General features: G+C 68.0%; 19 protein-coding genes. 5 read left to right on the top strand and 14 right to left on the bottom strand.

Annotated features, from left to right (window positions below; genetic code table 11):
• Positions 1 to 24: 24 nt before the first annotated feature.
• Positions 25 to 597 (bottom strand): cysteine dioxygenase family protein, encoded by a 573-nt coding sequence (locus tag VFV19_05695; GenBank protein ID HEX4823783.1) that lies wholly within the window; start codon positions 595 to 597, stop codon positions 25 to 27.
• Positions 598 to 742: 145 nt separating this feature from the next.
• Between VFV19_05695 and VFV19_05690 the strand changes: the two genes are divergently transcribed.
• Positions 743 to 1,072, top strand: coding sequence for a DUF6370 family protein (locus tag VFV19_05690; protein HEX4823782.1), 330 nt, complete (start codon positions 743 to 745; stop codon positions 1,070 to 1,072).
• Positions 1,073 to 1,162: 90 nt separating this feature from the next.
• Here the strand turns inward: VFV19_05690 and ettA are convergent, their stop codons facing one another.
• The 5 genes from ettA to VFV19_05665 form a co-directional block, all read right to left on the bottom strand.
• A complete protein-coding gene (gene ettA, locus VFV19_05685) occupies positions 1,163 to 2,818 on the bottom strand; it encodes an energy-dependent translational throttle protein EttA (protein HEX4823781.1) in 1,656 nt (551 codons plus the stop codon).
• 88 nt (positions 2,819 to 2,906) lie between these two features.
• Positions 2,907 to 6,557, bottom strand: coding sequence for a S8 family serine peptidase (locus VFV19_05680; protein ID HEX4823780.1), 3,651 nt, complete (start codon positions 6,555 to 6,557; stop codon positions 2,907 to 2,909).
• Positions 6,558 to 6,671: 114 nt separating this feature from the next.
• Complete coding sequence (locus tag VFV19_05675) at positions 6,672 to 9,797, bottom strand: efflux RND transporter permease subunit (protein HEX4823779.1); 3,126 nt, start codon at positions 9,795 to 9,797, stop codon at positions 6,672 to 6,674.
• Entirely contained in the window at positions 9,794 to 10,885 is a 1,092-nt protein-coding gene (locus VFV19_05670; protein HEX4823778.1) for an efflux RND transporter periplasmic adaptor subunit, read from the bottom strand. Before VFV19_05670 ends, VFV19_05675 begins: the two co-directional genes overlap by 4 nt.
• Positions 10,882 to 12,324, bottom strand: a complete 1,443-nt coding sequence (locus VFV19_05665) for a TolC family protein (protein HEX4823777.1) — start codon at positions 12,322 to 12,324, stop codon at positions 10,882 to 10,884. The genes VFV19_05670 and VFV19_05665 overlap by 4 nt, the downstream gene beginning before the upstream one ends.
• Positions 12,325 to 12,415: 91 nt before the next feature.
• Here VFV19_05665 and VFV19_05660 point away from each other — a divergent pair, with 91 nt between their 5' ends.
• Positions 12,416 to 13,591, top strand: a complete 1,176-nt coding sequence (locus tag VFV19_05660) for an MFS transporter (protein ID HEX4823776.1) — start codon at positions 12,416 to 12,418, stop codon at positions 13,589 to 13,591.
• 146 nt (positions 13,592 to 13,737) lie between these two features.
• Positions 13,738 to 14,604 carry a DUF4349 domain-containing protein gene (locus tag VFV19_05655; GenBank protein HEX4823775.1) on the top strand — a complete coding sequence of 289 codons (867 nt, stop codon included), beginning with the start codon at positions 13,738 to 13,740 and terminating at the stop codon, positions 14,602 to 14,604.
• 2 nt (positions 14,605 to 14,606) lie between these two features.
• Here VFV19_05655 and VFV19_05650 read toward each other — a convergent pair whose 3' ends face one another.
• From VFV19_05650 to VFV19_05630, 5 genes are read right to left on the bottom strand one after another with little or no spacing between them, the layout of a single operon-like run.
• Positions 14,607 to 15,323, bottom strand: coding sequence for an ABC transporter ATP-binding protein (locus VFV19_05650; GenBank protein ID HEX4823774.1), 717 nt, complete (start codon positions 15,321 to 15,323; stop codon positions 14,607 to 14,609).
• 2 nt (positions 15,324 to 15,325) lie between these two features.
• On the bottom strand, positions 15,326 to 16,099 hold the full coding sequence (locus VFV19_05645; GenBank protein ID HEX4823773.1) for an ABC transporter ATP-binding protein: 774 nt from the start codon (positions 16,097 to 16,099) through the stop codon (positions 15,326 to 15,328).
• Positions 16,096 to 17,154, bottom strand: a complete 1,059-nt coding sequence (locus VFV19_05640) for a branched-chain amino acid ABC transporter permease (protein ID HEX4823772.1) — start codon at positions 17,152 to 17,154, stop codon at positions 16,096 to 16,098. The genes VFV19_05645 and VFV19_05640 overlap by 4 nt, the downstream gene beginning before the upstream one ends.
• Positions 17,151 to 18,077: a branched-chain amino acid ABC transporter permease gene (locus VFV19_05635; GenBank protein ID HEX4823771.1), complete on the bottom strand. Its 927-nt coding sequence runs from the start codon at positions 18,075 to 18,077 to the stop codon at positions 17,151 to 17,153. The genes VFV19_05640 and VFV19_05635 overlap by 4 nt, the downstream gene beginning before the upstream one ends.
• A 24-nt stretch (positions 18,078 to 18,101) precedes the next feature.
• Positions 18,102 to 19,319 (bottom strand): ABC transporter substrate-binding protein, encoded by a 1,218-nt coding sequence (locus tag VFV19_05630; protein HEX4823770.1) that lies wholly within the window; start codon positions 19,317 to 19,319, stop codon positions 18,102 to 18,104.
• 80 nt (positions 19,320 to 19,399) lie between these two features.
• On the opposite strand from VFV19_05630, the gene VFV19_05625 reads away from it, so the two are divergent.
• Complete coding sequence (locus tag VFV19_05625; protein ID HEX4823769.1) at positions 19,400 to 20,329, top strand: ATP-binding cassette domain-containing protein; 930 nt, start codon at positions 19,400 to 19,402, stop codon at positions 20,327 to 20,329.
• Positions 20,326 to 21,645, top strand: a complete 1,320-nt coding sequence (locus VFV19_05620; protein HEX4823768.1) for an ABC transporter permease — start codon at positions 20,326 to 20,328, stop codon at positions 21,643 to 21,645. The genes VFV19_05625 and VFV19_05620 overlap by 4 nt, the downstream gene beginning before the upstream one ends.
• 1,337 nt (positions 21,646 to 22,982) lie before the next feature.
• Here the strand turns inward: VFV19_05620 and glmM are convergent.
• From glmM to cdaA, 3 genes are read right to left on the bottom strand one after another with little or no spacing between them, the layout of a single operon-like run.
• The gene (glmM, locus tag VFV19_05615) at positions 22,983 to 24,323 is read right to left on the bottom strand and encodes a phosphoglucosamine mutase (protein ID HEX4823767.1); all 1,341 of its coding nucleotides are present in this window, start codon (positions 24,321 to 24,323) and stop codon (positions 22,983 to 22,985) included.
• Positions 24,320 to 25,231 carry a CdaR family protein gene (locus VFV19_05610; protein HEX4823766.1) on the bottom strand — a complete coding sequence of 304 codons (912 nt, stop codon included), beginning with the start codon at positions 25,229 to 25,231 and terminating at the stop codon, positions 24,320 to 24,322. Before VFV19_05610 ends, glmM begins: the two co-directional genes overlap by 4 nt.
• Positions 25,224 to 26,069: a diadenylate cyclase CdaA gene (cdaA, locus tag VFV19_05605; GenBank protein HEX4823765.1), complete on the bottom strand. Its 846-nt coding sequence runs from the start codon at positions 26,067 to 26,069 to the stop codon at positions 25,224 to 25,226. Before cdaA ends, VFV19_05610 begins: the two co-directional genes overlap by 8 nt.
• Positions 26,070 to 26,079 lie beyond the last annotated feature (10 nt).

The following is a 26,079-nucleotide window of genomic DNA, read 5'->3' as shown; positions in this document are numbered from 1 at the left end:
CTTCGAAGGCAAAGGGAGTCGGGCCTACTCGTCGTACTGGAGGCGCTTCTCGCTCCGGCGCCACAAGCCGTCGGCCTCCGGCTCGAAGATGCTGCAGCGGTCCATCTCGCCGCCGTAGATGTGGAGGGTGACGGAATTCCGGTCGGAGAGGGCGTTACCGAGCACGTGGTACTCGTACGGCGGGATCAGCGCCCCCGACGACCCGACGCCGGCCAAGACCTCCTCGACGAGCGTGAACTTGTAGCGCCCCTCGACCTTCTCGAGCAGGTCGTAGCGGGTGACACTCATCTCGCCCGCGATGACCCCTTCGACGCACCACATGCCGTGGTGGTCGTGGAGGGTCGTCTGCTGTCCAGGACCCCACGTCATGACGACCGCGGTGTAGCCCAGCTCCTCGTTCCGGTGGAGGAGGCGTCGGGCGTAGCGGTCGGGGTGCGGGCGGCAGAACTTGTCGGGGATCTCGAGCGTGTGCGCACGGATCAGGTCGCACAGGGCGGTCTTGACGTGGCTCGTGACCGTGTGGACCTCGCCCAGACGCACGGAGGCGTCGAGCCGGTCGACGAGGTGTTGCAGTGTCTGCAGCGAAGCCTGTCGCATGTTTGCCGCCCCAGGGAAGGGTGACGCAGGGGGACGGTGGTGTCAAGCGCGCCGGCCGCGGCCCCCGCCGCGCGCGCCCGGATTCTGGCGCCACCGGAATCCCGCGATAGAATGACGCGGGACCCATCCCAAGAGGAGTCTGCCCATGAAGATCGTCCGTCTGCTCCTGGCCCTCGTGGCCATCATCGGCCTCGCCTCCCTCACCTTCGCGGGCGACGCGAAGGACGTCACGGTGACCGGCAAACTGGTCTGCGCGAAGTGCGCGCTGAAGGTCGAAGGTCAGAAGGAGTGCCAGAACGTCATCGTCGCGACCGTCGACGGCAAGGAGACGCAGTACTACGTCGCCAAGAACAAGGTGGCCGAAGAGTTCGGACACGTTTGCAAGGGCGAGAAGAACGTCGTCGCCACCGGCAAGGTCACGCAGAAGGATGGCAAGAACTGGCTGGACGCGACCAAGATCACGCAGGCAAGCTGAGAAGAAGTTCACAGTCGACAGTCGACAGTTAACAGTCGACGGTTCCGATTCCGGAAACTGTTGACTGTCGACTGTTGACTGTTGACTTTCTTAGGATCTCGTCAGCTTCCGATACTTGATGCGGTGCGGCTGGTCCGCTTCCGCTCCGAGCCGGCGCTTCTTGTCGGCCTCGTACTCCTGGTAGTTCCCCTCGAACCACACGACCTGGCTGTCGCCCTCGAAGGCGAGGATGTGCGTCGCGATGCGGTCGAGGAACCAGCGGTCGTGCGAGATGATCACCGCGCAGCCCGCGAAATTGACGAGCGCTTCTTCGAGCGCGCGCAGCGTGTCGACGTCGAGATCGTTCGTCGGCTCGTCGAGCAGGAGGACGTTCCCGCCCGCCTTGAACATCCGCGCCATGTGAACGCGGTTCCGCTCGCCGCCCGACAGCGCCTTCACCGGCTTCTGCTGGTCCGAGCCCTTGAAGTTGAACCACGAGCAGTACGCGCGCGACGGGACCTCGCGCTTCCCGAGGGCGATGAGGTCGTGGCCTTCGGAGATCGCCTGCCAGACGGTGTCGTCGTCCTTGAGGACGTCGCGGCTCTGATCGACGTACGAGAGCTTCACGGTCTCGCCGATCCGTAGCGTCCCCGCGTCGGGCTTCTCCTGGCCGACGATCATGCGGAAGAGCGTCGTCTTGCCGGCGCCGTTCGGGCCGATGACGCCGACGATGCCGCCGGGCGGGAGGTTGAACGCCAGGTCCTCCATGAGGACGTTGTCGCCGTAGCCCTTGCGGAGGCCCTTCGCCTCGACGACGACATCGCCCAGGCGCGGGCCGGCGGGGAGGTAGAGCTCCTCGAGCTGATCCATCCGCTTCTCGGTGTCCTGGCGGAGCAGCTCTTCGTACGCCGTGATGCGCGCCTTGCTCTTCGCGTGCCGCGCGCGCGGAGCCATGCGCACCCATTCGAGCTCGTGCTCGAGGGTCTTCTGGCGCGCGGTCGATGCCTTCTCTTCCTGCGCGAGGCGGCGCTGCTTCTGATCGAGCCAGGAGGAGTAGTTCCCCTCCCACGGGATCCCCGCGCCTCGGTCGAGCTCGAGGATCCAGCCCGCGACGTTGTCGAGGAAGTAACGGTCGTGCGTGATCGCGACGACGGTGCCCTCGTACTCCTTCAGGTGCCGCTCGAGCCACGCCACCGACTCGGCGTCGAGGTGGTTCGTCGGCTCGTCGAGGAGGAGGAGGTCCGGCTTCTGGAGGAGCAACCGGCAGAGCGCGACGCGACGCCTCTCGCCGCCCGAGAGCTTCGTGACGTCGGCGTCGCCCGGCGGGCAGCGGAGCGCGTCCATCGCGATCTCGAGGTGCGTGTCGAGGTCCCAGAGGTTCTGCGAGTCGATCTGGTCCTGGAGCTTCGCGGCCTCGTCGGCCGTCTCCTCCGTGTAGTTCGCCATCAGCTCGTTGTAGCGATCGACGATCGCCTTCTGCTTGGCGACCCCTTCCTCGACGTTGCCGAGGACGGTCTTGGCCGGATCGAGCTGGGGCTCCTGCTGGAGGAACCCGACCGTGGCGCCCTTCCCGGGAAACGCGTCGCCGGTGAACTGATCGTCCTGGCCGGCCATGATGCGCAAGAGCGACGACTTGCCCGCACCGTTGTGGCCGAGCACGCCGATCTTCGCGCCGTAGAAGAACGAGAGCCAGATCCCCTTCAAGATCTCCCGCTTCGGCGGGACGGTCTTGCGGAGATCTTTCATGGTGAAAATGAATTCAGGCATCCGGGGATCGTAGCACGGGCGAAAAGTCGACAGTTGACAGTGCACAGTCCGGAAACTGTCAACTGTGAACTGTCGACTGTGAACTTTCCTAGGGGCAGGCGTTGTTCGTGACGTGCGCCGCGATCGCCGGACAGGCCGAGGACGCGCCGGCGTAGAAGAGCTCGCTGCCCGTCACGCCCTTCGCGTAGCTGCCGTCGGTTGATCCACCGTCGGTGGCGACGACGAGGAACCACGAGTTGTCGGGCATCGCCACGGTGGCGCTTCCCGACGGCGCAAGCCCGCAGCTTCCGCCGTTGAACGAGGCGAAGCTCCCGATGGCGCCGCGGTAGATGTTGACCGCGGTGGCGGGGCATTGCGTCGCGTCCCACGTGATCGCCACGGACGTGCCGCTTCGGGACGCGTGCATCGTGTCCGGAACCGGCGGCGGTCCCGCGGCGATCGACTGGCACGAGCCGGGGACGAGCGCCTGCGTCACGCTGAGATCGTCGAGCCACCAGTGGCCGCCGGGGTAGAGGAGATCTCCGGACAGGTGGAAGCGGATCTTCACGTCGCCGCCGGCCCAGTTGGCGAGCGACGCCGAGTACTGCGTGTACGTCGTGTGGAGGCCGGTGAAGTAGTTGCCCGGGTTCTGCGTCGTCGTGCACTGGTTGTACGGGAAGTCGACCGTCTCGGGGTAATCCGGCGTGAGCGGCACACGGGTCCAACCGGTGAACGACGGGCCGGTCGCGATCTCGACCTGCCCGACCGAGCCTTCGCGACCGAAGATCTCGCCGGTCGGGTCGTAGTCGAGGTCGTGCTTGGTCCAGAACGTGAGCTGCGGTCCCTGTGCGGGGCTGGCGAGCGTGATCGTCGGCGTCGGCAGGTCGGCGCAGATGCCGGAGGAGCTGTTGCCCGTGTAGACGTGCGGCGCGGCGTGGCCGCCGGTCGCATCGTCGGACCAAGGTGAAGCCGCACCCATCTTCGCGGTGCCGGTGTCGCCGGCGTCGTCGCTCCAGGTGCCGAGCGCCGGCGGCCCGTCGGGAGCGACGGCCGCCATTACCGCGTTGGCTTCTTCGTTCCCGCCGTGACAGGGGCCGCCATGGCCGCTCGTCCCGTCCTCGGCGCGGACGGCGTACCAGTAGGTCGTCCCGTACGCGAGGCTCACCGAATCGGTGAAAGTCGTCCCTGAGACGCACCGCGCGACGCGATTGCCCGGGCCGGGCACGAAGCCGCTCGACGTCCCGCGGTACACGTTGTAAGTGAGTCCGCCGCTGCAGTACGCCGTCGCGGGATCCCAGCGCACGTCGACGGAGCAAGCGCTCAAGCCGTCGCTGACTGCCTCGCGCACACCGTGGAACGCGGGCAGAAGCGTGCAGTCGCCCGTCGGAACGACGGACGCGCATCCGGAGCGCGCCGACTCGCACGCGGCCGAGGGATCGGAGGCCGCGGTCACGACGTAGCTGTAGGCGGCGCCGCCCGAGACCGTCGTGTCGAGGAACGAGGTCCCCGCGACCGCCGTCGCCACCGGCACCCACGGTCCGCCGGGGCACGGGCCGAAGCTGCGGTAAACGTTGTAGCCCGCTGCGCCCGAGACCGGCGACCACGTCACCTGGACCTGATGATCGGCCGGCGTCCCGAGCGCAGGGGCCGGAGGCGCCGGCGGCGCGGGGCAGTCGGTCATCGCCCCGCGCACGACGAGCGCGAACGGCTGCGGCCCGAACGGCACATCGATCCCGCGCACGCGGACGATCCACCGGCCCGGAGCCGGCGTCGCGAAGACGAGGCGCTCCTCGACGTTCCGTGTGTCGTGCGGGAGCGCCCCGTTCGAGGTCGGAACGGGCAGGCCGGACGTCGCATCGAGGGTCTGGAACCAGGTCGTGCCCGAGGGATCGACGACCTCGAGCTTCAGCTCGTTGACGCGCGCGACGTCGGCATTGAGGGCGCCGGGATAATCGGTCCAGACGAGGGTCGCCCGGAACGGCTGGCCGGCGGCGACGTCATAGGCGTGCGAGACGACACTCCCGGTCGTGACTCCCTCACGGCGGTCGTCGACACGGAGGGCGAACGGGCCCCCCGTGAACGCGAGCGTGCGGTCGAGCTCGATGCGCCCGAACCCGGAGGTGAAGTCGGGGTCGGACGTGTTGGCACCGAGCGCGACGGCGCCGTCGATCAGGGTCGCCTTGAGGAGCGCGCCGGACGGGACGAAACCGCTCCCCGGGTTGCGCGCCCCCGTCGCGTAGAACCCGGTGGTGTAGTACTCGCGCACGAGCGCGGCGAGCCCTGCGGTCGTCGGCGCGGACATCGACGAGCCGTCGAGCGAGCAGGTCCCGCAGTTGTTCGTCGCGAGGTTCGCGTCGGAGGCCGCCGAGACCGTCGACTCGCCCTGCGCGGCGACGGCGGGGGCGAGGCGGCCGTCGTGCACCGGCCCCGGGCTCGTGAAATACGAAGGCGTCGTCGCCGCGGTCCCATGACCGACCGACCCGACCGCGAGCACGTTCTTCGCATTCGCGGGCGTGCCGACCGAGATCGGCGCCGGACAGTACGCGCCGCCGTTCCCGGCCGCGGTCACGATGAGGAGGTCCGGATGGCTCCACATCGCGAGGTCGGCGTCGCGCGCGTATGAGTCGTACGGCATCGTGCATCCCGGCGTGCAGTCGCCGAAGACGTCGTAGCAAGCGCCGCCCCACGAGTTGGAGTGGATGCGCGCGCCGGTCGTGAAGGCGACGTCCGTGAGGTTCCACAGCGTCCCGCCCAAGTCGTTGAGGTACTCGAACCCGTCGCCCATCTCCTCGACGACGAGCTTCGCGCCGGGCGCCAATCCGTCGCCGCCGTTCCGGCCCGGGGTGGTGAACCCCGCGCAGTCCGCGTACGGCGCCGCGTCGCCGGCGATCGAGCCGGATGTGTGCGTCCCGTGCCCCGACGTGCCGGTCGTCGTCGCGGGGCAGGTGTCTTCCTCGCCGGTCGGGCCGCCCGACCAGTTGTAGTAGAGGACGTCCTTGCGGCGATTCCCCGCGGGCGCCGCGGCCGGGCACGGCGGCGTGGAGCACGTCGCGATCGGCGGCGGGCCATTGACGGTGTCGCGAAAAAAGCAGGCGTCGTAGTCCTGCGCCGTGTCGGCGATCCCCACGATCTGGCCACAGCCGAAGATGCCGTGGTCGAAGACGGGTGTCTGCTGCGGCGACGGCCCGACGAACGACTGGTGGACCCACACCGCGTCCTGGTTCAGCGCGCGGATGACGCGGACCGGCTCGATCCCTTCGACCTCGGGAAGCGCCGCGAGCCGATCGAGGAGCGCGCCGAGCGCTGTCCCCGGGACCGTCGCGACGATGCGCCACGCACCGTCCTTCCCCGCCGCGGTCGCACGGGGATCGTGTCCGTCGAGGAGATCGAGGACGCGCTGCGCCGGCTCGCCGCCATCGAGGACGACACGGATCGCGACCGGCGCGGGCCCGTTCGACGCGAGGGAGAGCTGTGGGTCGATCTTCCGCTCGGAGGTCGGCGCGCCGAAGCCGTCCACGAACGGAAGCCGCCGGATCGCGTTCTCCGCCCCGGGCGCGAAGCGGATGCGATAGGCCCCCTTGCCGGCAGAATCGAGGAGCACCGCTCCCGCCGACTCGAGCTGCTTGTGCTCGTCGACCGAGAGCGCGTGTCGCACCGTGACGACCGCGTATCGAAGACCGCGTGCGCTGAGATCAGCCGGCGGCGGTGTCGCTCGCGCGAGCGTCGCGAGAAGGACGAAGGGAAGGATGCGTAACCGCATGAGCCGCTCCTCCGCGGCTCAATATAGGGCTGGAATGGTTAACAGTTAACAGTTAACAGTTGACAGTTCAAAGTACTGTCGACTGTTAACTGTGAACTGTTAACCCTCTTTCAATTATGCAACCGGCTGCGCCACGTGCCGCTCGGCGGTTCGCCGCCCCGTCAGGCCGCGAACCCACACCTCGAAGCTGTCCATGTAGGTGTAGACGACCGGGGTCACGAAGAGAGTCAGCATCTGCGAGAAGAGGAGGCCGCCGACGACGGCGAGGCCGAGCGGCTGCCGGGCCTCCGCACCGGCGCCGAGGCCGAGCGCGATCGGCAGCGTCCCGAAGAGCGCCGCCATCGTCGTCATCATGATCGGGCGGAAGCGCACGAGGCACGCGTCGTGGATCGCGCGGAACGCGTCCTTCCCCTCGTTCCGCCGCGCCTCGATCGCGAAGTCGACCATCATGATCCCGTTCTTCTTCACGAGGCCGACCAAGAGGATGACCCCTACGAACGCGATCACCGAGAGGTCCTTCCCGAAGACGAGGAGCGTCAAGAGCGCGCCGAAGCCGGCGAACGGCAGCGCGGAGAGAATCGTCAGCGGGTGGATGAAGCTCTCGTAGAGGATCCCCAGCACGACGTAGATGAAGAGCACCGCGATCACGAGCAAGAGGCCGAGCCCCTGCTGCGACGCCTGGAACGCCTGCGCCGTTCCCTGGAACGCCGTGGTCATCGTCGCGGGGAGGACGCGGCGCGCGGTGCGCTGGACGGCGGTCACGCCCTGCCCGAGCGAGACCCCCGACGCGAGGTCGAACGAGAGGGTCACCGACGGGAGCTGGCCGGAATGGCTCACGGTGAGCGGGCCGACGCCGGTCGCCATGTTGACGAGCGTGTCGATCGGGATCAGCTCGCCCTTCGACGAGCGCACGTAGAGGAGCGGCAGCGCCGACGGGTCGTTCTGATATTGCCGGTCGACCTCGAGAATGACCTGGTAGGACGCGTTCGACGCGTAGATCGTCGAGACCTGGCGGAAGCCGTACGCGGTGTAGAGCGCGTCGTCGATCTGATCGGCGGTGAGGCCGAGGGCCGCGGCCTTGTCGCGATCGATCTGGACGTTGACCTGCGGATTGCGCACGAGCAGGTCGGTCGTGACGTCGCGGACCTCGGGGAGCTGCTTCATCGCGGCTTCGAGCTTCGGCGCGTACTGGTAGAGGCTGTCGATGTCGGTGCTCTGGAGCGTGAGCTGGTACTGGCTCTTCGTGAGGCGCCCGCCGAGCCGGATCGCCGGCGGGTTCTGGAAGAAGACGCGCATCCCGGCGACCGGCGCCACCTTGTCGCGCAGGCGGGCCATGATCGTGTTGACGCCGTCGCGCTCGTTCCTCGGCTTCAGGCGCAGGAAGACGATCCCCTGGTTGTTGCCGGTGATCGTGCCGCGCGAGCCGGCGGACGACATGAACGCCTCGATCGACGGCTCCTGCGCGACGATCGCGGCGATCTCCTTCTGGTGCGTGACGAGTGCGTCGAAGCCGATCCCCTCCTGGCCTTCGGTGAAGCCGAGGACTTGCCCGGTGTCCTGGTCGGGGATGAACCCCTTCGGGATGACGACGAAGAGCGCGACCGTCCCGGCGACCATGACGAGCGTGAGCGCCATGATCGAGATCCGGTGCCGGAGCGACCAGGTGAGCCCGGCGTCGTACCACGCGAGCGACTTGTCGAACCACTTCTCCGTGACCGTGTAGAAGCGGCCGTGGTGCGCCTCGCGCTCGGGCTTCAGGAAGCGGCTCGAGAGCATCGGCGTGAGCGACAGCGAGATGAACCCGGAAATCAGGACCGCGACGCCGATGACGACCGCGAACTCGTGGAAGAGACGCCCCATGATCCCGCCCATGAAGAGGATCGGGATGAAGACGGCCGAGAGCGAGATCGTCATCGAGATCACGGTGAACCCGATCTCCCGCGAGCCGTCGATCGCCGCCTCCATCGCGGGCTTCCCCATCTCCATGTGGCGGACGATGTTCTCGAGCACGACGATCGCGTCGTCGACGACGAACCCGACGGCGAGCGTGAGCGCCATGAGCGACAGGTTGTCGAGGCTGTAGCCGAACCCGTACATGACGATGAACGTGCCGAGGATCGAGAGAGGGAGCGCGAGGCTCGGGATCACCGTCGAGGAGAGGTTCCGCAGGAACAGGAAGATCACGAGGACGACGAGGACGAGCGTGAGGCCGAGCGTCGTCTGGACGTCGCGGACGGATTCCTTGACCGTCTCCGAGCGGTCGAAGAGGACCTTGAGCTGGACGGCGGCGGGAAGCTTCGACTGGAAGTCGGGGAGGAGGGCGCGGACCGACTTCGCGACCTCGACCGTGTTCGTCCCGGGCTGCTTCTGGATCGCGAGGACGATCGCGCGCTGCGCGCCGTCCTTCTGGTCGACGTACCAGGCGGCGGTTTTCTCGTTCTCGACGCCGTCGATGACCGTCGCGAGCTCATCCAGGCGCACCGGCTGGCCGTTGCGGTAGGCGACGATGATCGGCCGGTACGCCTCGGCCTTCAGGAGCGAGCCGTTCGTCTCGACGGTGTAGGTGCGCTCGGGACCCCACAGCGCACCGGTCGGGAGGTTCGAGTTCGCGTTGCGAAGGGCGGTCGCCACCTCGTTGATCCCGATCCCGCGGCTGGCGAGGGCCTGCGGGTCAATCTTGACGCGCACCGCGTACTTCTGCGCACCGTTGATCTGGACCTGCGCGACGCCCGACACCTGCGAGATGCGCTGGGCGAGGAGGTTCTCGGCGTACTCGTCGAGCGCGTACGTCGTGATCGCGGTCGACATGAGAGCGATGTAGAGGATCGGCTGATCGGCAGGATTCACCTTCTGGAACGACGGCGGGGTGGGCATGTCCGCGGGGAGGTTCTTCGCCGCGCGCGCGATCGCGGATTGCACGTCCTGCGCCGCCGCGTCGATGTTCCTGTCGAGGACGAACTGGAGGGTGATCTGCGTCGAGCCCAGGGCCGAGGCCGAGTTCATCTGGTCGAGCCCTGCGATCGTCGAGAACTCCTTCTCGAGCGGGGTCGCGACCGACGCCGCGATCGTCTCTGGAGAGGCGCCGGGAAGGTTCGCCGTGACCTGAAGCGTCGGGAAGTCGACGTTCGGGAGGTCGCTGACCGGCAGGTTCCCGTGCGACGCCCACCCGAAGGCGAGGAGGGCCAGCATCACGAGCGTCGTCGTGACCGGCCGCTTGATGAAGAGGTGGGAGATGTTCACGGCGACGCCTTGGGGGCGACCTTGGCGCCGTTCACGACGCGGAGCTGGCCGTCGATCACGACCGTATCGCCGCCGGCAAGGCCGCTCGCGACGATCGCCGCGCCGTTCTCGGTGCGGCCGATCTGGACGGGGCGCATCTCTGCGGTGTTGTCCTGCTTCACGACGTAGACGTAGCTTCCCTGCTGGCCGACCTGGATCGCCGACGCCGGCACCACGACGACGTCCGCTTGCTCCGAGACGGTGAGCGCGACCTCGACGTACTGTCCCGGCCAAAGGGCGCGATCGTCGTTCGGGAACTCGCCGCGGAGCTTGATCGTGCCGGTCGTCGTGTCCACCGTGTTGTCGATGAAGGCGAGGCGGCCGGGGTGCCCTCCCCCGGTCTCGCCCTTGTTCGACGCGCGGACGTCGAGCTGGTGCTTTGCCGACGCCTCGCGCACCTCGGGCAGACGCTTCTCCGGGATCGAGAAGGTCACGTGGATCGGCTTCATCTGGAGGATCGTCACGAGCGGCGGGTCGTCGTTCGCTTTGACGAGGTTCCCCGTCCGGAGCATGACCGTTCCGGCCTTCCCGTTGATCGGCGCCGTGATCGTGCAATAGGAGACGTTGAGCCGCGCCGCGTCGACGGCCGCCTTGTCGGCCTGGATCGTCTGCGCGAGCGATCCGGACTGGGCGACGGCGCCTTCGTACTGCTCGCGGGTGACGTACTCCTTCTCGACGAGCTTCTCGTAGCGCGCTACGTCGCTCTTCGCCTTCTCGAGGAGCGCCTGGTCGCGGCCGAGCTGCGCCTCCGCCCCCGCGAGCGCGATCTTGAACGGCTCCGGATCGATCGTGAAGAGCGTTTGGCCCTTCGTCACGTCCGCGCCGTCGGCGATGTGCACCTCCAGGATCGATCCGGCGACGCGCGAGCGCATGGCGACCGACGCCATCGCCTCGACGTTCCCGATGGAGCGGATCGCGACGGGAACGGTCTTCACCTCCGCCTTCGCGACGACGACCGGAGCGGGCGCGGGCGGCGCCGTCGCGGCCTGCTTGTCACCGCACGACGCGAGGCCCAATCCGACAGCGAGGAAGAGAAGGCGACGGATCATCGGACGACCTCGGCACCCGCGGGGCGGGGGATGACCTCCGGCCCGGTGAGGCCGCCGGTGGCGTAGAGGAGCTTGGCGGCGGCGGAGAACCAGTCGCTGCGGGCCGCGATCTCCTGCGCGCGGGCCAGAGCGAGCGCGGACTGGGCGTTCAGGAGATCGAGGAGCGTGCCGACGCCTTCGGTGTACCGGCCGAGCGCCACCGCCTCCGACTCCGTCGCGCTCTCCAGGAGGTCCTTCGACGTCGCCACGCGCTGCTTCGCCGTCGCGAGGTCGTACCAGCTCGTCCAGACGTCGTTGATGACCGTCTGCTCGACGGAGCGCGCGGACGCGGCGGCCTGCGCCTCGTCCTCCTTCGCCCGCGCGATCTCGTGCTTGTTACGGAGACCGTTGAACACGGGGATGCGCAGCGTCAGGCCGATCGCCCATGGCTCGAAGCTGGAGACGAACGGCGCCGGGCTGTAGTAGTTCTTGTTCGCGGTGCCCGTGAGGTCGAGGCGCGGCAGCCACGAGCCGCGCACCTCCTTCACGTCGGCCTTCGCCTTCAGCCACTCCTCGCGAGCCGAGGCGAGATCGGGCCGTTGCGAGAGCGCCTTGTCGATGAGCGCGTCGACCGAGTCGCCGAACTGGACGACCGGCGGCTCCTCCGGCAGCTCGATCGATTCGAACGGTACATTCGCCGGCAATCCCATCGCGGTCGCGAGAGAGCCCCTTAGCGAGCCGATGCTCCCCTCGATCGTCTGCATCTGGAGCGTCGCCTGCGAATGCTGCGTACGCGCCTGGAGCACGTCGGCGATCGTCGCCAGGCCCGCCTCGCGGCGCTGCTGCGCGGCGTCGAGGTTCTTCGCCGTCTCCGCCTCGGTCGTCCGCGCCGCGCCGAGCTGCGCCTTCGCATCGACGTAGGCGACATACGCCTGCGTCGTCTCGAGTACCTTCGACTGGACCGTCGCGCTGTGCGACCACACCGCGGCGAACGCATCGGCGCGTGCGCTCGCCACGGCTCCCGACCGCCGTCCGAAATCGAGGATCTCCCAGGTGAGGATCGCGCCCGGCCCGTAGGTCGTCTGCTCGAGCGTGAACAGTCCCCCCTGGACCGCGGTCTTCGCCTTGGTGGCGCCGGCGGTGACGTCGAGATTCGGCCACCAGGCCGACTTCTCCACCCCGACCGTCTCGGCCCGCGAGCGCGCCTCCCGCCAGGCCACTTGCGTCGTCGGGTCGTTCGTGAGCGCGACCTCGAGGACATCCGCCAGCGTCAGCCGGTCGCGCCGTGCCAGGATCTCGGGTGAGATCGGCGCCGGCTGATACGGCGGCGCCGCCGGAAACGACTCCGGAACGATCCCGCGCCCCGGGTTCTCGGGGAGGGGCACCGAGCCCGCACGCACGGCACTAACGGCCGCCAGAGCGGCACATGCCACCACCCACCGAGTGAGAACGCGAGCCATGGGTCCGGGGATTATCGCAAGGCCCGCGTCTCTTTGCCCATACGTCATAGAGACCCGGAAACCGGCCCAAACGTTTAGGATCGCCACGAAAATGCCTAGGTCCCGGAACGTCGCCGTCCTCGCCGGGAGCATCTTCGGCCTGTCGATGGCCGAGGAGCTGTGGCAACAGTTCCTACCCAAGTACATCGCCGCCCTCGGCGCGGGGGGACGGACGATCGGGGCGTTCGCCTCCGTGCGGGACCTCCTGGACGGCCTCTACCAGTACCCCGGAGGTTGGCTCGCCGACCGGTTCGGCCGCAAGCGCGCGCTCATGCTCATGACGGCGATCGCCATGCTCGGCTACGTCGTCTACGCCGTGGCGGGGACCGGCCCGGCCGTGATCGCCGGCCTTTTCCTCGTCATGGCGTGGAAGTCCGGCGCGTTCCCGACGACGTTCGCGGTCGTCGGCGACGCCCTCCCCAAGGAGCGTCGGTCGGTCGCCTTCGCCGTCCAGTCGGTCCTCGTCCGCGTCCCGAGAGTCATCGGCGCCCCGATCGGCGGCGCGCTCATCGTCGCCCTCGGTGTCGTCGCGGGCGTGCGCGCGGCGCTCCTCGCCTCGATCACGATCGCGGCGCTCGTGCTCCTCGCGCAGCAGATCGGCTTCGCCGACGCGGAAGCCACCACGGCCGCCGACCGATCCTCCGCGCGCGTCGTGTGGCAGCGCATGGCGCCGTCGCTCAAGCGCCTCCTCGCCGCCGACGCGCTCGTGAGGATCGGCGAGGGGATCGCGGCGTCGTTCATCGTTCTCTACGTCACCGGCCCGCTCGGACGATCGGCCGCGGCGTTCGGCGTGCTCTACGCGATCCAGCAGTCCGTCGCGATCGTCATGTACCTGCCGATGGGACGACTCGCCGATCTCACGGGACGCCGGCCGCTCGTCGCGGCGACGTTCGTCGCGTTCGCGGCGTTCCCCGTCGCCGTCCGCTTCGCGCACGGCTGGCCCGCTCTCGTTGCCGCGTTCGTCGTCGGCGGCTTGAAGGAGATGGGCGAGCCCGCGCGCAAGGCGATGATCGTCGATCTCTCCGACCCCGCGCATCGCGCCCGATCGGTCGGCGTGTACTACACGATCCGGAACCTGCTCGTCGTACCGGCGGGCGCATTCGGCGGATGGTTGTATACGCGAGAGCCGGGGTTGCCGCTCATGGTCGCCGGAGCCGTCGGAGCGATCGGCGTGATCGTCTACCTCGCCACAACGCGTCGCGCTGAGGTGAAATCACCGCGGTCGTGAGGCTCCGGCGTCCCAGGCGGCGCTCGAGCCGCCGTAGCATCGAGGATGGCCCAGCACTCGCCGGGAACCTTCCTGCCCCGCCGCTGTCCAACCCATCGTTCGCGGCGCCAACCCCCACGAACCCGGGGCGCCGCGGGAGGACTCGCATGAAAACAAGGCTCGCGCTCGTTCTGGTTGTGATCGGTTTCGCCGCCATGGCCTGCAACCGGTCCGCGCCCCTCCTCGCGAGGCGTCAGGCGGACATGGCGCTCGAAGCCAAGGACGTAGGCAGGCTCGCGTCGCTCGGCTACATAGGGGCGGCTGCGGCCCCTCCCCCACGCGACGCCGCGAAATCGTCCGGCTCTCCGGACCCGATGCTGGCGATGACCGGCGGACTGAAGCTCGAGGTCAAGGACGTCGAATCGGCGGCGCGTGAGGTACAGGTCTTGGCCGACGGCGCCGGGGGATTCATCGGCAACGCCAACGCCGGCCGCAACGTGAACGGAACGCCCTTCGCGACGCTCGCCATGCGCATCCCGACGAAGCGCGTGTCGTCGACGCTCGAATCGCTGCGCGCCTTGGGAAAGGTCACGCTCGAGACCGTGACGACCGAGGACGTCTCGAAGTCGTACTTCGACCTGGCGACGCGGCTGCGTGCCAAGCGCGGCACGGAAGAGCGCCTGCACGGAATCCTTGCCACCCGAACCGGCAAGCTCTCCGACGTGATCGACGCCGAGAAGGAGCTCGAGCGCGTCGTCGGCGAGATCGAGGAGATCGAAGGGACGCAGCACTTCTACGAAGGCCGCGTCGCAATGGCCACGCTGACGGTGGAGCTGATGCCCACCGACACCACGCCCGCTCCCAGTCGCTTCGCTGCGATCGGTCGTGCGTTGCACGACGCGGAGGACACGTTTCTGACGTCCGTCGCCGGAACGATCTACTTCCTCGCGTGCATCATCCCGTGGCTCGTCATTGCGACGCTCGGCTTCCTGCTCGTGAAGTGGGCGCGGGTGCGCATGCGGAGGACGGCGTAGGACTACGCAATCCCCAGATACGCCTTCTTCACTTCATCCGAGGCGGCGAGCGTCTTCGCGTCACCCTGCATGACGACGTTTCCGACCTCGAGCACGTAGGCGCGATGGGCAACTTGAAGCGCCATGTGCGCGTTCTGCTCGACGAGGAAGATCGTCGTGCCGGAGGCGTTGATCTCGCGGATGATCTTGAAGATCGTCTGGACGAGCTGCGGGGCGAGGCCGAGCGAGGGCTCGTCCAAGAGGAGGAGGCGTGGGCGCGCCAGAAGCGCGCGGCCGATCGCGAGCATCTGCTGCTCGCCGCCTGAGAGCGTGCCGGCGCGCTGCGCGATGCGTTCCTTCAGGCGGGGAAACAACGTGAACACGCGGTCGCGATCTTCCGCGACCTCTCGCTTCGACTTCCGCACGAAAGCACCGAGGTCGAGGTTCTCGTCGACGGTGAGGTTCGGGAAGATGCCGCGGCCTTCGGGGACCTGGGCGAGGCCGAGGCGGAGGATCTTGTGCGGCGGGAGACCGGCGAGATCGTGGCCGTCGAAGACGATCTTGCCGCCGGTGCACTTGCAGAGGCCGCTCACCGCGCGGAGCGTGGTCGATTTGCCGGCGCCGTTCGCGCCGATGAGGGTGACGATCTCGCCGGGCTCGACGGTGATCGAGATGCCGTGGAGGGCGCTGATCGCGCCATAGCGAACGTGGAGGCTCTCGATCGTGAGGAGCGGCGCCACGGTCAGGCCTCCGTGGCCTGGCCGAGGTAGGCCTCGATGACGCGCGGGTTCTTCTGGATGTCGGCGGGCTCGCCCTGGGCGATCGTGATGCCGTAGTCGAGAACCATGATGCGGTCGCAGATCTTCATGACGAGGCCCATGTCGTGCTCGATGAGCAGGATCGTCACGCCGAACTCGTCGCGCAACCGCTTGATGAGAGCGGCGAGCGCGTGCGTCTCCTTGGGGTTCATGCCGGCCGCGGGCTCGTCGAGAAGGACGACCTTGGGCTCGGTCGCGAGGGCGCGCGCGATCTCGAGGCGGCGCTGGTCGCCGTAGGGGAGCGAGCGCGCTTCTTCGTGGGCGCGGTCCTCGAGGTCGAAGAGGCGCAGCAGGTTCATCGAGCGGTCGAGGATCTTGCGCTCCTCGGCGCGCTGGCCGCCGGTGCGGAGGATCGTTCTCAGGAACGAGTGCTTGCCCCGGACGTGGCAGGCGATGCGGACGTTGTCGAGCACTGAGAGGTTGGAGAAGAGGCGGATGTTCTGGAAGGTGCGCGACATCCCCGACGCCGCGATCTGATGCGGCTTGAAGCCGAGCAAGTCTCTTCCGTCGAGGCGGATCGTTCCCGTGTCGGGGCGGTAGACGCCGGTCAGGATGTTGAAGACCGTCGTCTTGCCGGCGCCGTTGGGGCCGATGAGGCCGTAGAGCGCGCCCTTCGGGATCGCGAGCGTGAAATCCTGGACGGCCTTGAGGCCGCCGAAGGAGATGCCCGCGCCTTTGACGTCGAGGAGGCCGCTCATGCTGCCGCCTTCTCGGTCGGCTTCGTCTTGCGCTTCGGGAACCACGACAGCTCCCACAGTTCTCTGAGGCCGAGGATCCCCTGCGGGCGCAGGATCATCATGAGGATGAGGGCGAGCGCGTAGATCGGCATCCGGAACTCGGAGAAGCTGCGCAGCGCTTCCGGCAGGAGCGTGAGCACGATCGCGGCGAGGACCGCGCCGGAGACGGAGCCCATGCCGCCGAGGACGACCATGATCACGATGTCGAACGATTTCTGGAAGCCGAGCTCTCTGGGGTTGAGTGAAGTGCCCACTTCGTGAGCGAAGAGGCCGCCGGCGATACCGGCGAACGCGGCCGCGAGGACGAACGCTCTCACCTTCAGTCGCGTCGTGTTGATGCCGACCGCTTCGGCCGCGATCTCGTTCTCCCTCACCGAGAGGAACGCGCGCCCGTAGCTCGAGAACTTGAGGCGGAGCGCGACGACGAGCGTGATCGTGACGAAGGTGTAGATCCAGAAGAGATCGGTGTAATAGGGGATTCCCGAGAAGCCGAGCGAGCCGCCGAGGCTCGTCGCCAAAGTGCCGACGCTGGCCTTGTGCACCTCGTCGGCCGTTCCGAGGACGTCGCCGGTGCGTTGGAGCATGACGCGAAGGATCTCGCCGAAGCCCAGGGTCACGATCGCGAGGTAGTCACCTCGGAGTCGCAGCGATGGAAGCCCGACGATGATGCCGGCGATCGCCGCGACGACCGCGCCGGCGAGACAGCCACCGAGGAAGAGGAGATCGCCGTGCGAGAGCCAGCCGGGCTGCACCTGCGTGTTGCCGAAGAGCAGGAACGAGCCGTAGTAGGTGATGCAGCCCGCGGTGTAGCCGCCGACCGCCATGAAGCCGGCATGGCCGATCGAGAACTGGCCGGTGAAGCCGTTCACGAGGTTCAAGGACACCGCGAGGATGACGTTGATCCCGATGTCCATGAGGAGCTTGGCCGCGAAGGGGCCGATGATCGGCCCGGCGGCGAGCTGGACGAGCACGGCGAGCGCCACGCCGATCAGGACCGGCACCGCCGCCTTGATCACACCTTCTCCGCGACGGGCTTGCCGAGGATCCCGGTGGGACGGACGAGCAGCACGAGGATGAGGATGGAGAAGACGTAGATGTCGCGCAGGTGCGGCGAGAGGTAGGCCGCACCGAACAGCTCGATGAACCCGATGAGGATGCCGCCGAGCATGGCGCCGCGGATGTTGCCGATCCCGCCGATGACCGCCGCGACGAACGCCTTGAGGCCGAGGAGTACCCACGTCGCGTGGGCGGGCTGGTTCAGGCCGGGGTACTTCATCGCGTAGAGGAACCCGGCGGCCGCGGCGAGCGACGACCCGAGGACGAAGGTGAACGAGATGACCGCGTCGACGTTGATCCCCATGAGCGACGCGACCGCGATGTCGTGGCTCACCGCGCGCATCGCGCGGCCGAGGCGCGTCCGGAAGATGAGCCAGTCGAGGACGACCATGAGGCCGAGCGCCGTCGCCGCGCCGATGAGATCGACCGAGTGGATCTGCACGCCCGCGAGCGAGCCGAGGATCCGGTCGTCCAGGACCGCGGGCATCCGCTGCGGCTGCGTGCCGAAGAACCACTTGAGCTGGCCGACGTTCTGGAGGAAGAGCGAGACGCCGATCGCGGTGATGAGCACGTTGAGGCGCGGCGCCTTGCGAAGAGGGCGATAGGCGAGCCGCTCGATCGTGAAGCCGACGGCGCCGCAGGTCGCCATCGCCGCGAGGATGATGAGGAGGCTCTCCCACGCGGGCGGCGAGGTCGTCGCCGCGGCGTAACCGAGCGCGACCGCGATCGTGTACGAGATCCACGCGCCGAGGACGAAGATGTCGGAGTGCGCGAAGTTGATGAACTGGAGGATGCCGTACACCATTGTGTAGCCCAGCGCGATGAGCGCGTACAGGCTCCCGACGGCGATGCCGTCCATCAACGTCTGGAGGAACTTCGTCACGGGCGAGAGGCTTCGGGGACCGCTCTACTTCGGCGGCTCGATCTTCGTGACGAAGACCGGCATGCCGCCCTTCACCTGGACGATGACGGCGGACTTCCGCGCGTCGCGGTTCGCGTCCATGGTGATCGACCCGGTCACGCCGTTGAAATCCTTCGTCGCGGCGATCGCGGCGGCGAGCGTCTTTCCGTCGAGAGCGGAGGCGCGATTCATCGCGTCGAAGAGGAGGCGCGCGGCGTCGTAGCCGAGCGCGGCGAGGCCGTCGGGGACCTTGCCGTAGTCGGCCTTGTACTTCTCGACGAAGTTCTTCACCTCGGGCCGGTTCTCCTGGAAGGAGTAGTGGTTCGAGTAGTAGCTCCCCTCGATCGCGTCCTTGCCGATCGCCTCGAGCTGCGTGCTGTCCCAGCCGTCGCCGCCGATCAGGGGCACGGTGATGCCGAGCTTGCGCACCTGGATCGAGATGTTGCCGGCGTCGGTGTAGTAGCCGGGGACGAGGATGACGTCGGGGTTGGTCCCGCGGATCGTCGTGAGCTGGGCCGAGAAGTCCTGGTCGCCGCCGGTGTACGCCTGTTGCGTCGTGATCGTGCCGCCCATCTTCTCGAAGGCGTCCTTGAAGAAGTCGGCGAGACCCTTGGAGTACGCCTGCGCCTGGTCGTAGAGGATCGCGGCCTTCTGCGCCTTGAGGTTCTCGCGCGCGAACTTCGCCTCGACCCATCCCTGGAACGGGTCGAGGAAGCAGACGCGGAAGACCATGTCGCCGATCTGCGTGACCTTGGGGTTCGTCGAGGAGGGGGAGATCATCGGGACGCCGTACTGCTGGGCGACGCGCCCGCCGGCGAGCGAGAGCGACGAGGCGACCTCGCCCAGGACCGCGGCGACCTTGTCGTCCGTGATGAGACGCGTGACCGCCGTCCCGGCCTCCTGGCTCTTGCCCTGATCGTCGTAGGTCTTGATCGCGATCGGCCGGCCCTTCACGCCACCGGCGGCGTTCACTTCCTTGATCGCGAGCCGGATCCCGTTGTCGGTCGACTGGCCGAACGTCGCCTCGGATCCGGTCATCGAGCCGAAGTGGCCGATGAGGATCGCATCGCCCGAAGGCGCGGCGGCGGCCTGAGCGTTTCCGGCGGCAGGCGCGGCAGGAGGAGGCGTCGCCGCCTCCTTGGAGCCGGAGCCCCCGCCGCCGCAGGCCGTGAGTCCGGCGGCAAGAAGAGTGAAGGCAGCGAAACGGCGAGCGATCGGGCTCATGCGGGAGGTCTCCGGGTGGCACCTGCCCCTCGGGGCCGGCGGGCCGGATTATGGCATGGCCGGCCCCTTATAATCCGCGGATGCCGTCACTCTCAGCGGAAGATGTCTCCAAAGCTTACGACGGAAAGGTCGCCGTCGATCGCGTCTCGTTCGAGGTGCAGGGCGGGGAGATCTTCGGCCTCCTCGGTCCGAACGGCGCCGGCAAGAGCACGTTCATCCGGATGGCGATGGACATCCTCCGGCCCGACTCGGGCCGGATCCTCGTCAGCGGCCGGCCGTCGCAAGAGGCCGATCACGACCGCGTCGGGTATCTCCCGGAGGAGCGCGGCCTCTACCGGAAGCAGAAGGTGCTCGACGTGCTCGACTACTTCGCCCGCCTCAAGGGGATGACGGGGCCGGGTGTGAAGAAGAAGGCGCAGGACGCGCTCGACCGCGTGGGCCTCGGCGAGTGGGGCAAGAAGCGCGTCGACGCGCTCTCGAAGGGGATGCAGCAGAAGGTCCAGATCGTCGGCACGCTCCTCCACGACCCCGAGGTCGTCGTGCTCGACGAGCCGTTCTCCGGCCTCGATCCGCTGAACGCGCGCATGGTCAAGGAGATCATCCACGGCCTGAAGCGCGACGGGCGCCTCGTCGTGCTCTCGACGCACCAGATGGATCAGGTCGAGGAGCTGTGTGACCGGATCGTCATGATCGATCGCGGCAAGCGCGTCCTCTACGGCACGGTGCGCGAGATCAAGAAGAAGTACGCCGCCGAGATCCGGGCGGCGAGCGGGCGCGGCAACGTCGTCGTGGTGGACGGCGAGGGGCCGCTCGCATCGGTCCCCGGCGTGCTCGCGTCGGAGACGGTCGGCGGGGAGCTGCGCCTCACGCTCGATCCCGCCGTCACGCCCGAGACGTATCTCCGCGAGGCGCTGGGCGCCGGCTGCACGGTGGCGCGCTTCGAGGCGGCGCCGACGCCGCTCGAGGAGATCTTCGTCCACGTCGCGACGCGAGAAGGGGCGGCCGCATGAAGGGGAAGGTCGGCGTCGTCTTCCGGCGGGAGTTCCTGAGCACGGTGAAGCGCCCCGGCTGGCTGATCCCGACGTTCGGTATGCCCGTCTTCGTGGGCCTCTACGCGGGGCTCATCTTCCTCATCGCCTCGGCCGGGGCCAAGCTCGACAAGCCGGTCGGCAAGGCGGCGATCGTCGATCACGCGGGGATCGTGCGCTTCGAGGCCGGCCCGACCTCGCCGCTGGCGGAGGCGCCGCACGAGGCGAAGGAGGCGATCGATCGCGTCCTCGCCATGTCCGGCAAGGCGGGGGGCGATGGGGCCGCGATGGCGAAGTCGCTGCTGAGCGGCACGCAGTTCATCCCGTTCGATGACGAGCAAGCGGCGCTCGCGGCCATGGCGCGCAAGGAGGTCGGGGCGCTCTACGTGATCCCCAAGGACTACGTCGCGACCGGGAAGATCACGGCGTACGACCCGAGCGAGTCGATCGTGTCCGAGGGGAAGCTCGCGATGGTCCCGCTGCGTCTCCTGCTCGTGCGCAGTCTGACCGCCGACCATCTCCCGCCGGAGGTGGCGGAGCGGATCCTTAACCCGGTCGACGCCACGACGCTCCTCAAGCGGCCCGACGGAACCTGGACGGAGAGCGGACTCGGCGAGAAAATCCGCCGCCTCGGCGTACCGTTCGCGTTCGTGATCCTGCTCGCGATCTCCATCGTCGCGAGCGGCGGCACCATGATCCAGGGGGTGAGCGAGGAGAAGGAGACCCGCGTCATCGAGATCATCCTCTCGTCGATCGACGCGCGCTCGCTCCTGATGGGGAAGCTCCTCGGGCTTGGCGCGGCCGGGCTCCTCCAGCTCGCGATCTGGCTGATGATGGCGGTCGTCCCCGCGGCGGCGCTCGTCGCCGGGCTCGCGCTCTCGCCGATGACCGTCATCCTCTGCCTCGCGTACTTCGTGCTCGGCTTCCTGCTCTACGGCACGCTCATGTCCGCGACCGGCGTCATCGGCACGACGGCCCGGGACATGCAGCAGTACGGGATGCTGTGGGTGATCGGCGCCGTCTCGCCGCTATGGTTTTCCGCGGTGCTCCTGCGCGAGCCGCACGGGACCACCGCCCGGATCCTCTCCTACATCCCGATCACGTCCCCTTCGACGATGATGTTTCGCATCGGCACCGGCGGCGTGCCTTGGTGGGAGATCGTCCTGACGCTGGCGCTACTGGTGGGCTGGGTCTTCGTGCTCCTGCGCTTCGCCGCCCGCATCTTCCGCACCGGCCTGCTCATGTACGGCAAGCGCCCGTCGATCCCCGAGCTCTTCCGCTGGTTGAGGCAAGCTTGACGAGGGAGCAGGCGAACTCGGCGACGTCGCAAAGTCTTAACAGTTTTCGTAGTTGCGTCGGCACGGAGCGGTGAGATACTTCGCCGGTCAGTTTGAGGGCTCTGAGTTGTCAGGAGCCGCACCATGCGTGAGCGCACCGCAGCCATCACTGTTTGCATACTTCCAATCTTGCTGGCGATGATTTGCCCGTCACGACCTTGCCTTGCTGGCCAAGGGACCACCGATTCATCGCTTGTGGCTAAAGGTCCAGATGTAGAGAGGCAATACAAGGGCTTGTTTGATCCAATTGGGCCGTTCGCATGGCGTGACCTGAATGGACGCGAGTTCACGGATCGTGATTTTGGTGGACGAGTTCTGATAGTGGTGCAATGGGCTGCATGGTGCAGTCCATGTATCGATGGTTTCCCGGACGTCCAGAAACTTTTCAGAAAGGTCCGTAGGGACGCTTCTCTGGCATTTGTGAGCGTAAATATGGATCGAGATCTGCCGGCGATTGCGGAGTTCCTCAAGGAGTTCCGGAAGGAATACTCGTTCCCCGTGCTGCTCGGTGGGGAACACCTAAGGCTCAGGGCACTTCCCTGCACTTGGATTGTGGATCGGGAAGGCTACATCCGAGAGGTCGTACTTGGATCTGGAAAGGGTTGGTTGGAGAGGGTTCAAGAACTTGTGGAAGCCGTAAAGCATCGACCCTCCGTTTCCACTCTCCCTCCGGAGATACTGACGAGCCAACGACAGAAAAACCAACAAGAGGCCTCTCAGAGCCGGTGAGACAACGATTTCCAGGTCGTCACAGGGAATTGCATCGACGTTCAAATCCCAGGAGGTTGGCATGCACCGAGACAAATTCAAGCGAGCGCTGGTCGGCATTTCAATTGGACTGATCTGCTCAGTCGGAATCGTCCACGCGACGGACACGTACTCCGGCGTTCGCATCTGGGATTCCGGAACGTGCACTGTATGGTCTTGACACCTCGCAGCGCATTCTTGGCGTCATCTGCGCTACGAAGGGGTTCGCCTTGACCTATCCCATTGGATCGACGCCCCCCTCGATTCAGACGTTCTCCGATCACGTTGAAATCGCAGTCCCCGCAGCAAAGCACCTCGGGCCTGTCGGGCCGCATCAAGGAATGATCACGCACTGCGAGAACAATGGCCCCAACATCTGGTGCTACTGTATCGTCTCCGATCCTCAGAACGTCTGCGACCAGGGCGGCATCCTCACGGGGTCCGCCACAGCCTCCTGGTATGACATGTAGTGTTTGTTCGGGACTGAAGGTTTGTTCTGCGGCGGCAGTCCGCTGCGGAACCAGCGCTGGCGCGTGGTTTTCCATGCACGCCTAGCCTAAGTACTCTCGGATTACCGCGCTGATGCGGTCGACGCCGTTCTTGACGAGGGTATGGTCGTCGGCCTCGACCATGACGCGGGCCAGGCCTTCGGTGCCGGAGTAGCGGAGGACGACACGGCCGCGGTCGCCGATCTCGCGCTCGACGGCGGCGACGACGGGGCCGATCGCGGGATGCGCACGCAGGTCGGGCTTGTCCTTCACGCGCACGTTGACGAGGAGCTGTGGGTAAGGGGCGATGCCGTCCATCGTCGTCTCGAGCGCGTCGCCGTCCTCGAGGACGGCGTCCAGGAGCATGAGGCCGGTCATGATCCCATCGCCGGTCGTGCCGCGATCGCGGAAGATGACATGGCCCGACTGCTCGCCGCCGAGGACGGCGTCTTCGGTCACCATGCGCTCGAGCACGTACTTGTCGCCGACCGGCGCGCGGTGGAGGCGGATACCCTCCTGCGCGAGGCGCTTCTCGAGCCAGAAGTTGCTCATGATGGTCGCCACGATCGAATCGCCGACGAGCGAGCCGCGGCGCTTCAGGCCGCGCCCGCAGAGGAAGAGGATGTGGTCGCCGTCGATGAAGCGCCCGGTCCGGTCGACGGCGAGGCAGCGGTCGGCGTCGCCGTCGAAGGCGAGGCCGAGGTCGAAGCCGCCGCCGCTCATGCGCGACGCGAGACCGTCCAGGTGAAGGGAGCCGCAGTCGAGGTTGATGTTGCGGCCGTTCGGCGCGTCGCCGAGCGTGTCGACGGCGGCGCCGAGGTGCCGGAAGACCGGCGGCGCGATGCCCGCCGCGGCGCCGTTCGCGCAGTCGAGGAGGAGGCGCAGGCCGGCGAAGCGGCCGCGCGGGAGCAGCCGCTCGAGCGACTCGATGTAGCGGCGAACGAGCGACCCGTCCTCGGTGGCGCGACCGGTTCCCGCAGGCGGCGCCTGGAGCGCGGCATCGAGGATCAGCGACTCGATCCGCGCCTCGACCTCGTCGGCGATCTTGACGCCCGCGCTGCCGAACACCTTGAGGCCGTTGTCCTCGAACGGGTTGTGGCTCGCCGAGATCATCACGCCGGCGTCGAAGAGGCCCGCGTGGGTCGCGTAGGCGAGGCCGGGGGTCGTGATGACGCCGGCATCGACGGCGCTGGCGCCGCGGCTCGCGAGCCCGTCGGCCACGGCATCGCGGATCCACGGGCCCGACTCGCGCGTGTCGCGTCCGACGACGACGCGGGGCGCGTGCGACAGCTCGCGCGTGAGCACGGCGGCCAAGGCGAGGCCGAACTTCCGGACGGTCGGCGGATCGAGCGGGGGAGACCCGGCGACCCCGCGGATCCCGTCGGTCCCGAACAGACGCTTCATCGTGTGCTCCTGCGCGCGGTGACTTTCTTCGGGGAGAGATCGAGGACGGTCACCTTCGCGCGCTCGTCGGGATCGAGCCCCGGGAACTCGACGTGGAGCGGCCCGTCGCCGCCGTCGGCGACGGCGCGGAGATGCCCCGCGCGGAGCTTCGGCACGAGCGACGACGGGGCCGAGACGGTGACGACGACCGAGGAAGGGGACGAGGCCGCGCCGGGCCCGCCGTTCACCACGACGACCGGTACGCGCTCGATCGTCGCCGTCACCGGCGCGAGATCGACGTAGACCGTGACGTCGAGCGGACGGCTGTCCGACACGCGGATGTTCGGGGTGTCCGGCGTCGCGCCGACGCGGGCCACGAACGCCTCGCGCTGATCGTCGACGCGGATCGGATCGGTCTTGAGGCGTGTCTGCGCGGTGAGCTTCGTGTCCGGCCCTTCGACCTCGAGCGCCGAGGGGCGCGCGGAAGCACCGTAGACGGCGTACCCGCGCGGAGGGCGCCCGACGATGGTGGGCACGACCGGGACCTCGCGCCGCTTCTTGTGCGCCACCGTGAGGCGGAGGCGATCCGGCTCGACCAGGGCGACCTCGACGTCGCGAGGCACGCCGGCGACGTGGCGGGAGGTGAGCGTGACCGACTGGTCGCCGCTCGGCGCGTCGCGCAGGTCGACGCGGACCGAGAGGTCGAACGGGTCGAGCCGCCTCAGGAGCGATTCGGGACCGCGCAGGCGGACGAGGACGTTCGTCGGCGGCGCGCCGAGGAGAGCCGCGTCCGAGGCGAGCGAGATGTCGACCGGCACGTGGTAGTCGGAGACGCTACGGCCCTCGCCGATGACCGCGACCCACACGGCGAAGGCGAGCCCGATCGCCAGGACCTTGAGGTGCCATCGGCGGAGCGCCCACTCAAGCACGGGGGGCCTCGACCCGCGAGTCCTGGGCATCGCGCCGCGCGAACGGCCACCAGGTCTCGCGGCGCGGGGCGAGCGCCTGCTGGAGCCGCTCGGTCAGGCTGCGGGCGTCGAGATCTTCCTCGATCCGGCCGCCCTCGCAGAACGAGACGGTGCCGCGCTCCTCCGAGACGACGATCGTGACGGCGTCCGATTCCTCGGTGATGCCGATCGCCGCGCGGTGCCGCGTCCCGTAGGTGCGGGAGAGGTTCGGGTTCGTCGTCAGCGGCAGGTAGGCGCACGCAGCGCGGATGCGGTTGCCGACGATGACGACGGCGCCGTCGTGGAGCGGGGCGCCCCGCTGGAAGATCGAGAGGAGGAGGTCGTAGGAGACGTAGGCGTCGAGCGTGATGCCGGTCTCGGAGAACGCGCGCAGCCCGAGCTCGCGCTCGAAGACGATGAGGGCGCCGAGCTTCTTGCTCGCGAGCGACGTCGCGGCGAGCGCGACCTCCTCGACGACGTTCTCGTGGGGCTTCCTCGAGACGAGCGCGGCGATCGGGTTGCGGCCGACGCGCGCCAGCACTTGGCGGAGCTGGTTCTGGAAGAGGACGATGACGGCGAACGGGATGTAGAGGAGGAGGTCGCCCAGGACCGAGTGCACCGCGGGAAGGTAGAAGAGCCCGGGACGCGTGAGGAAGTGGAGGACAACGAGCGCGACGACGCCGACGATCATGTGGACCGCGCGCGTGCCGCGGATGAGCAGCAGGATCTGATAGATGATGACCGCGAGGATGACGATGTCGAGGGCCGCGAGCCCGTTCAGCTCGTGCAGGTGCACGGCCGCGGCGAGTCGCTCCCACATCGTCTTCGGC

The organism is Candidatus Polarisedimenticolaceae bacterium, from assembly GCA_036275915.1.
GTDB lineage: Bacteria > Acidobacteriota > Polarisedimenticolia > Polarisedimenticolales > DASRJG01 > DASRJG01.
Note: the sequence above shows the minus strand (reverse complement) of the source record. Positions and strands in the feature narration are given on the sequence as shown.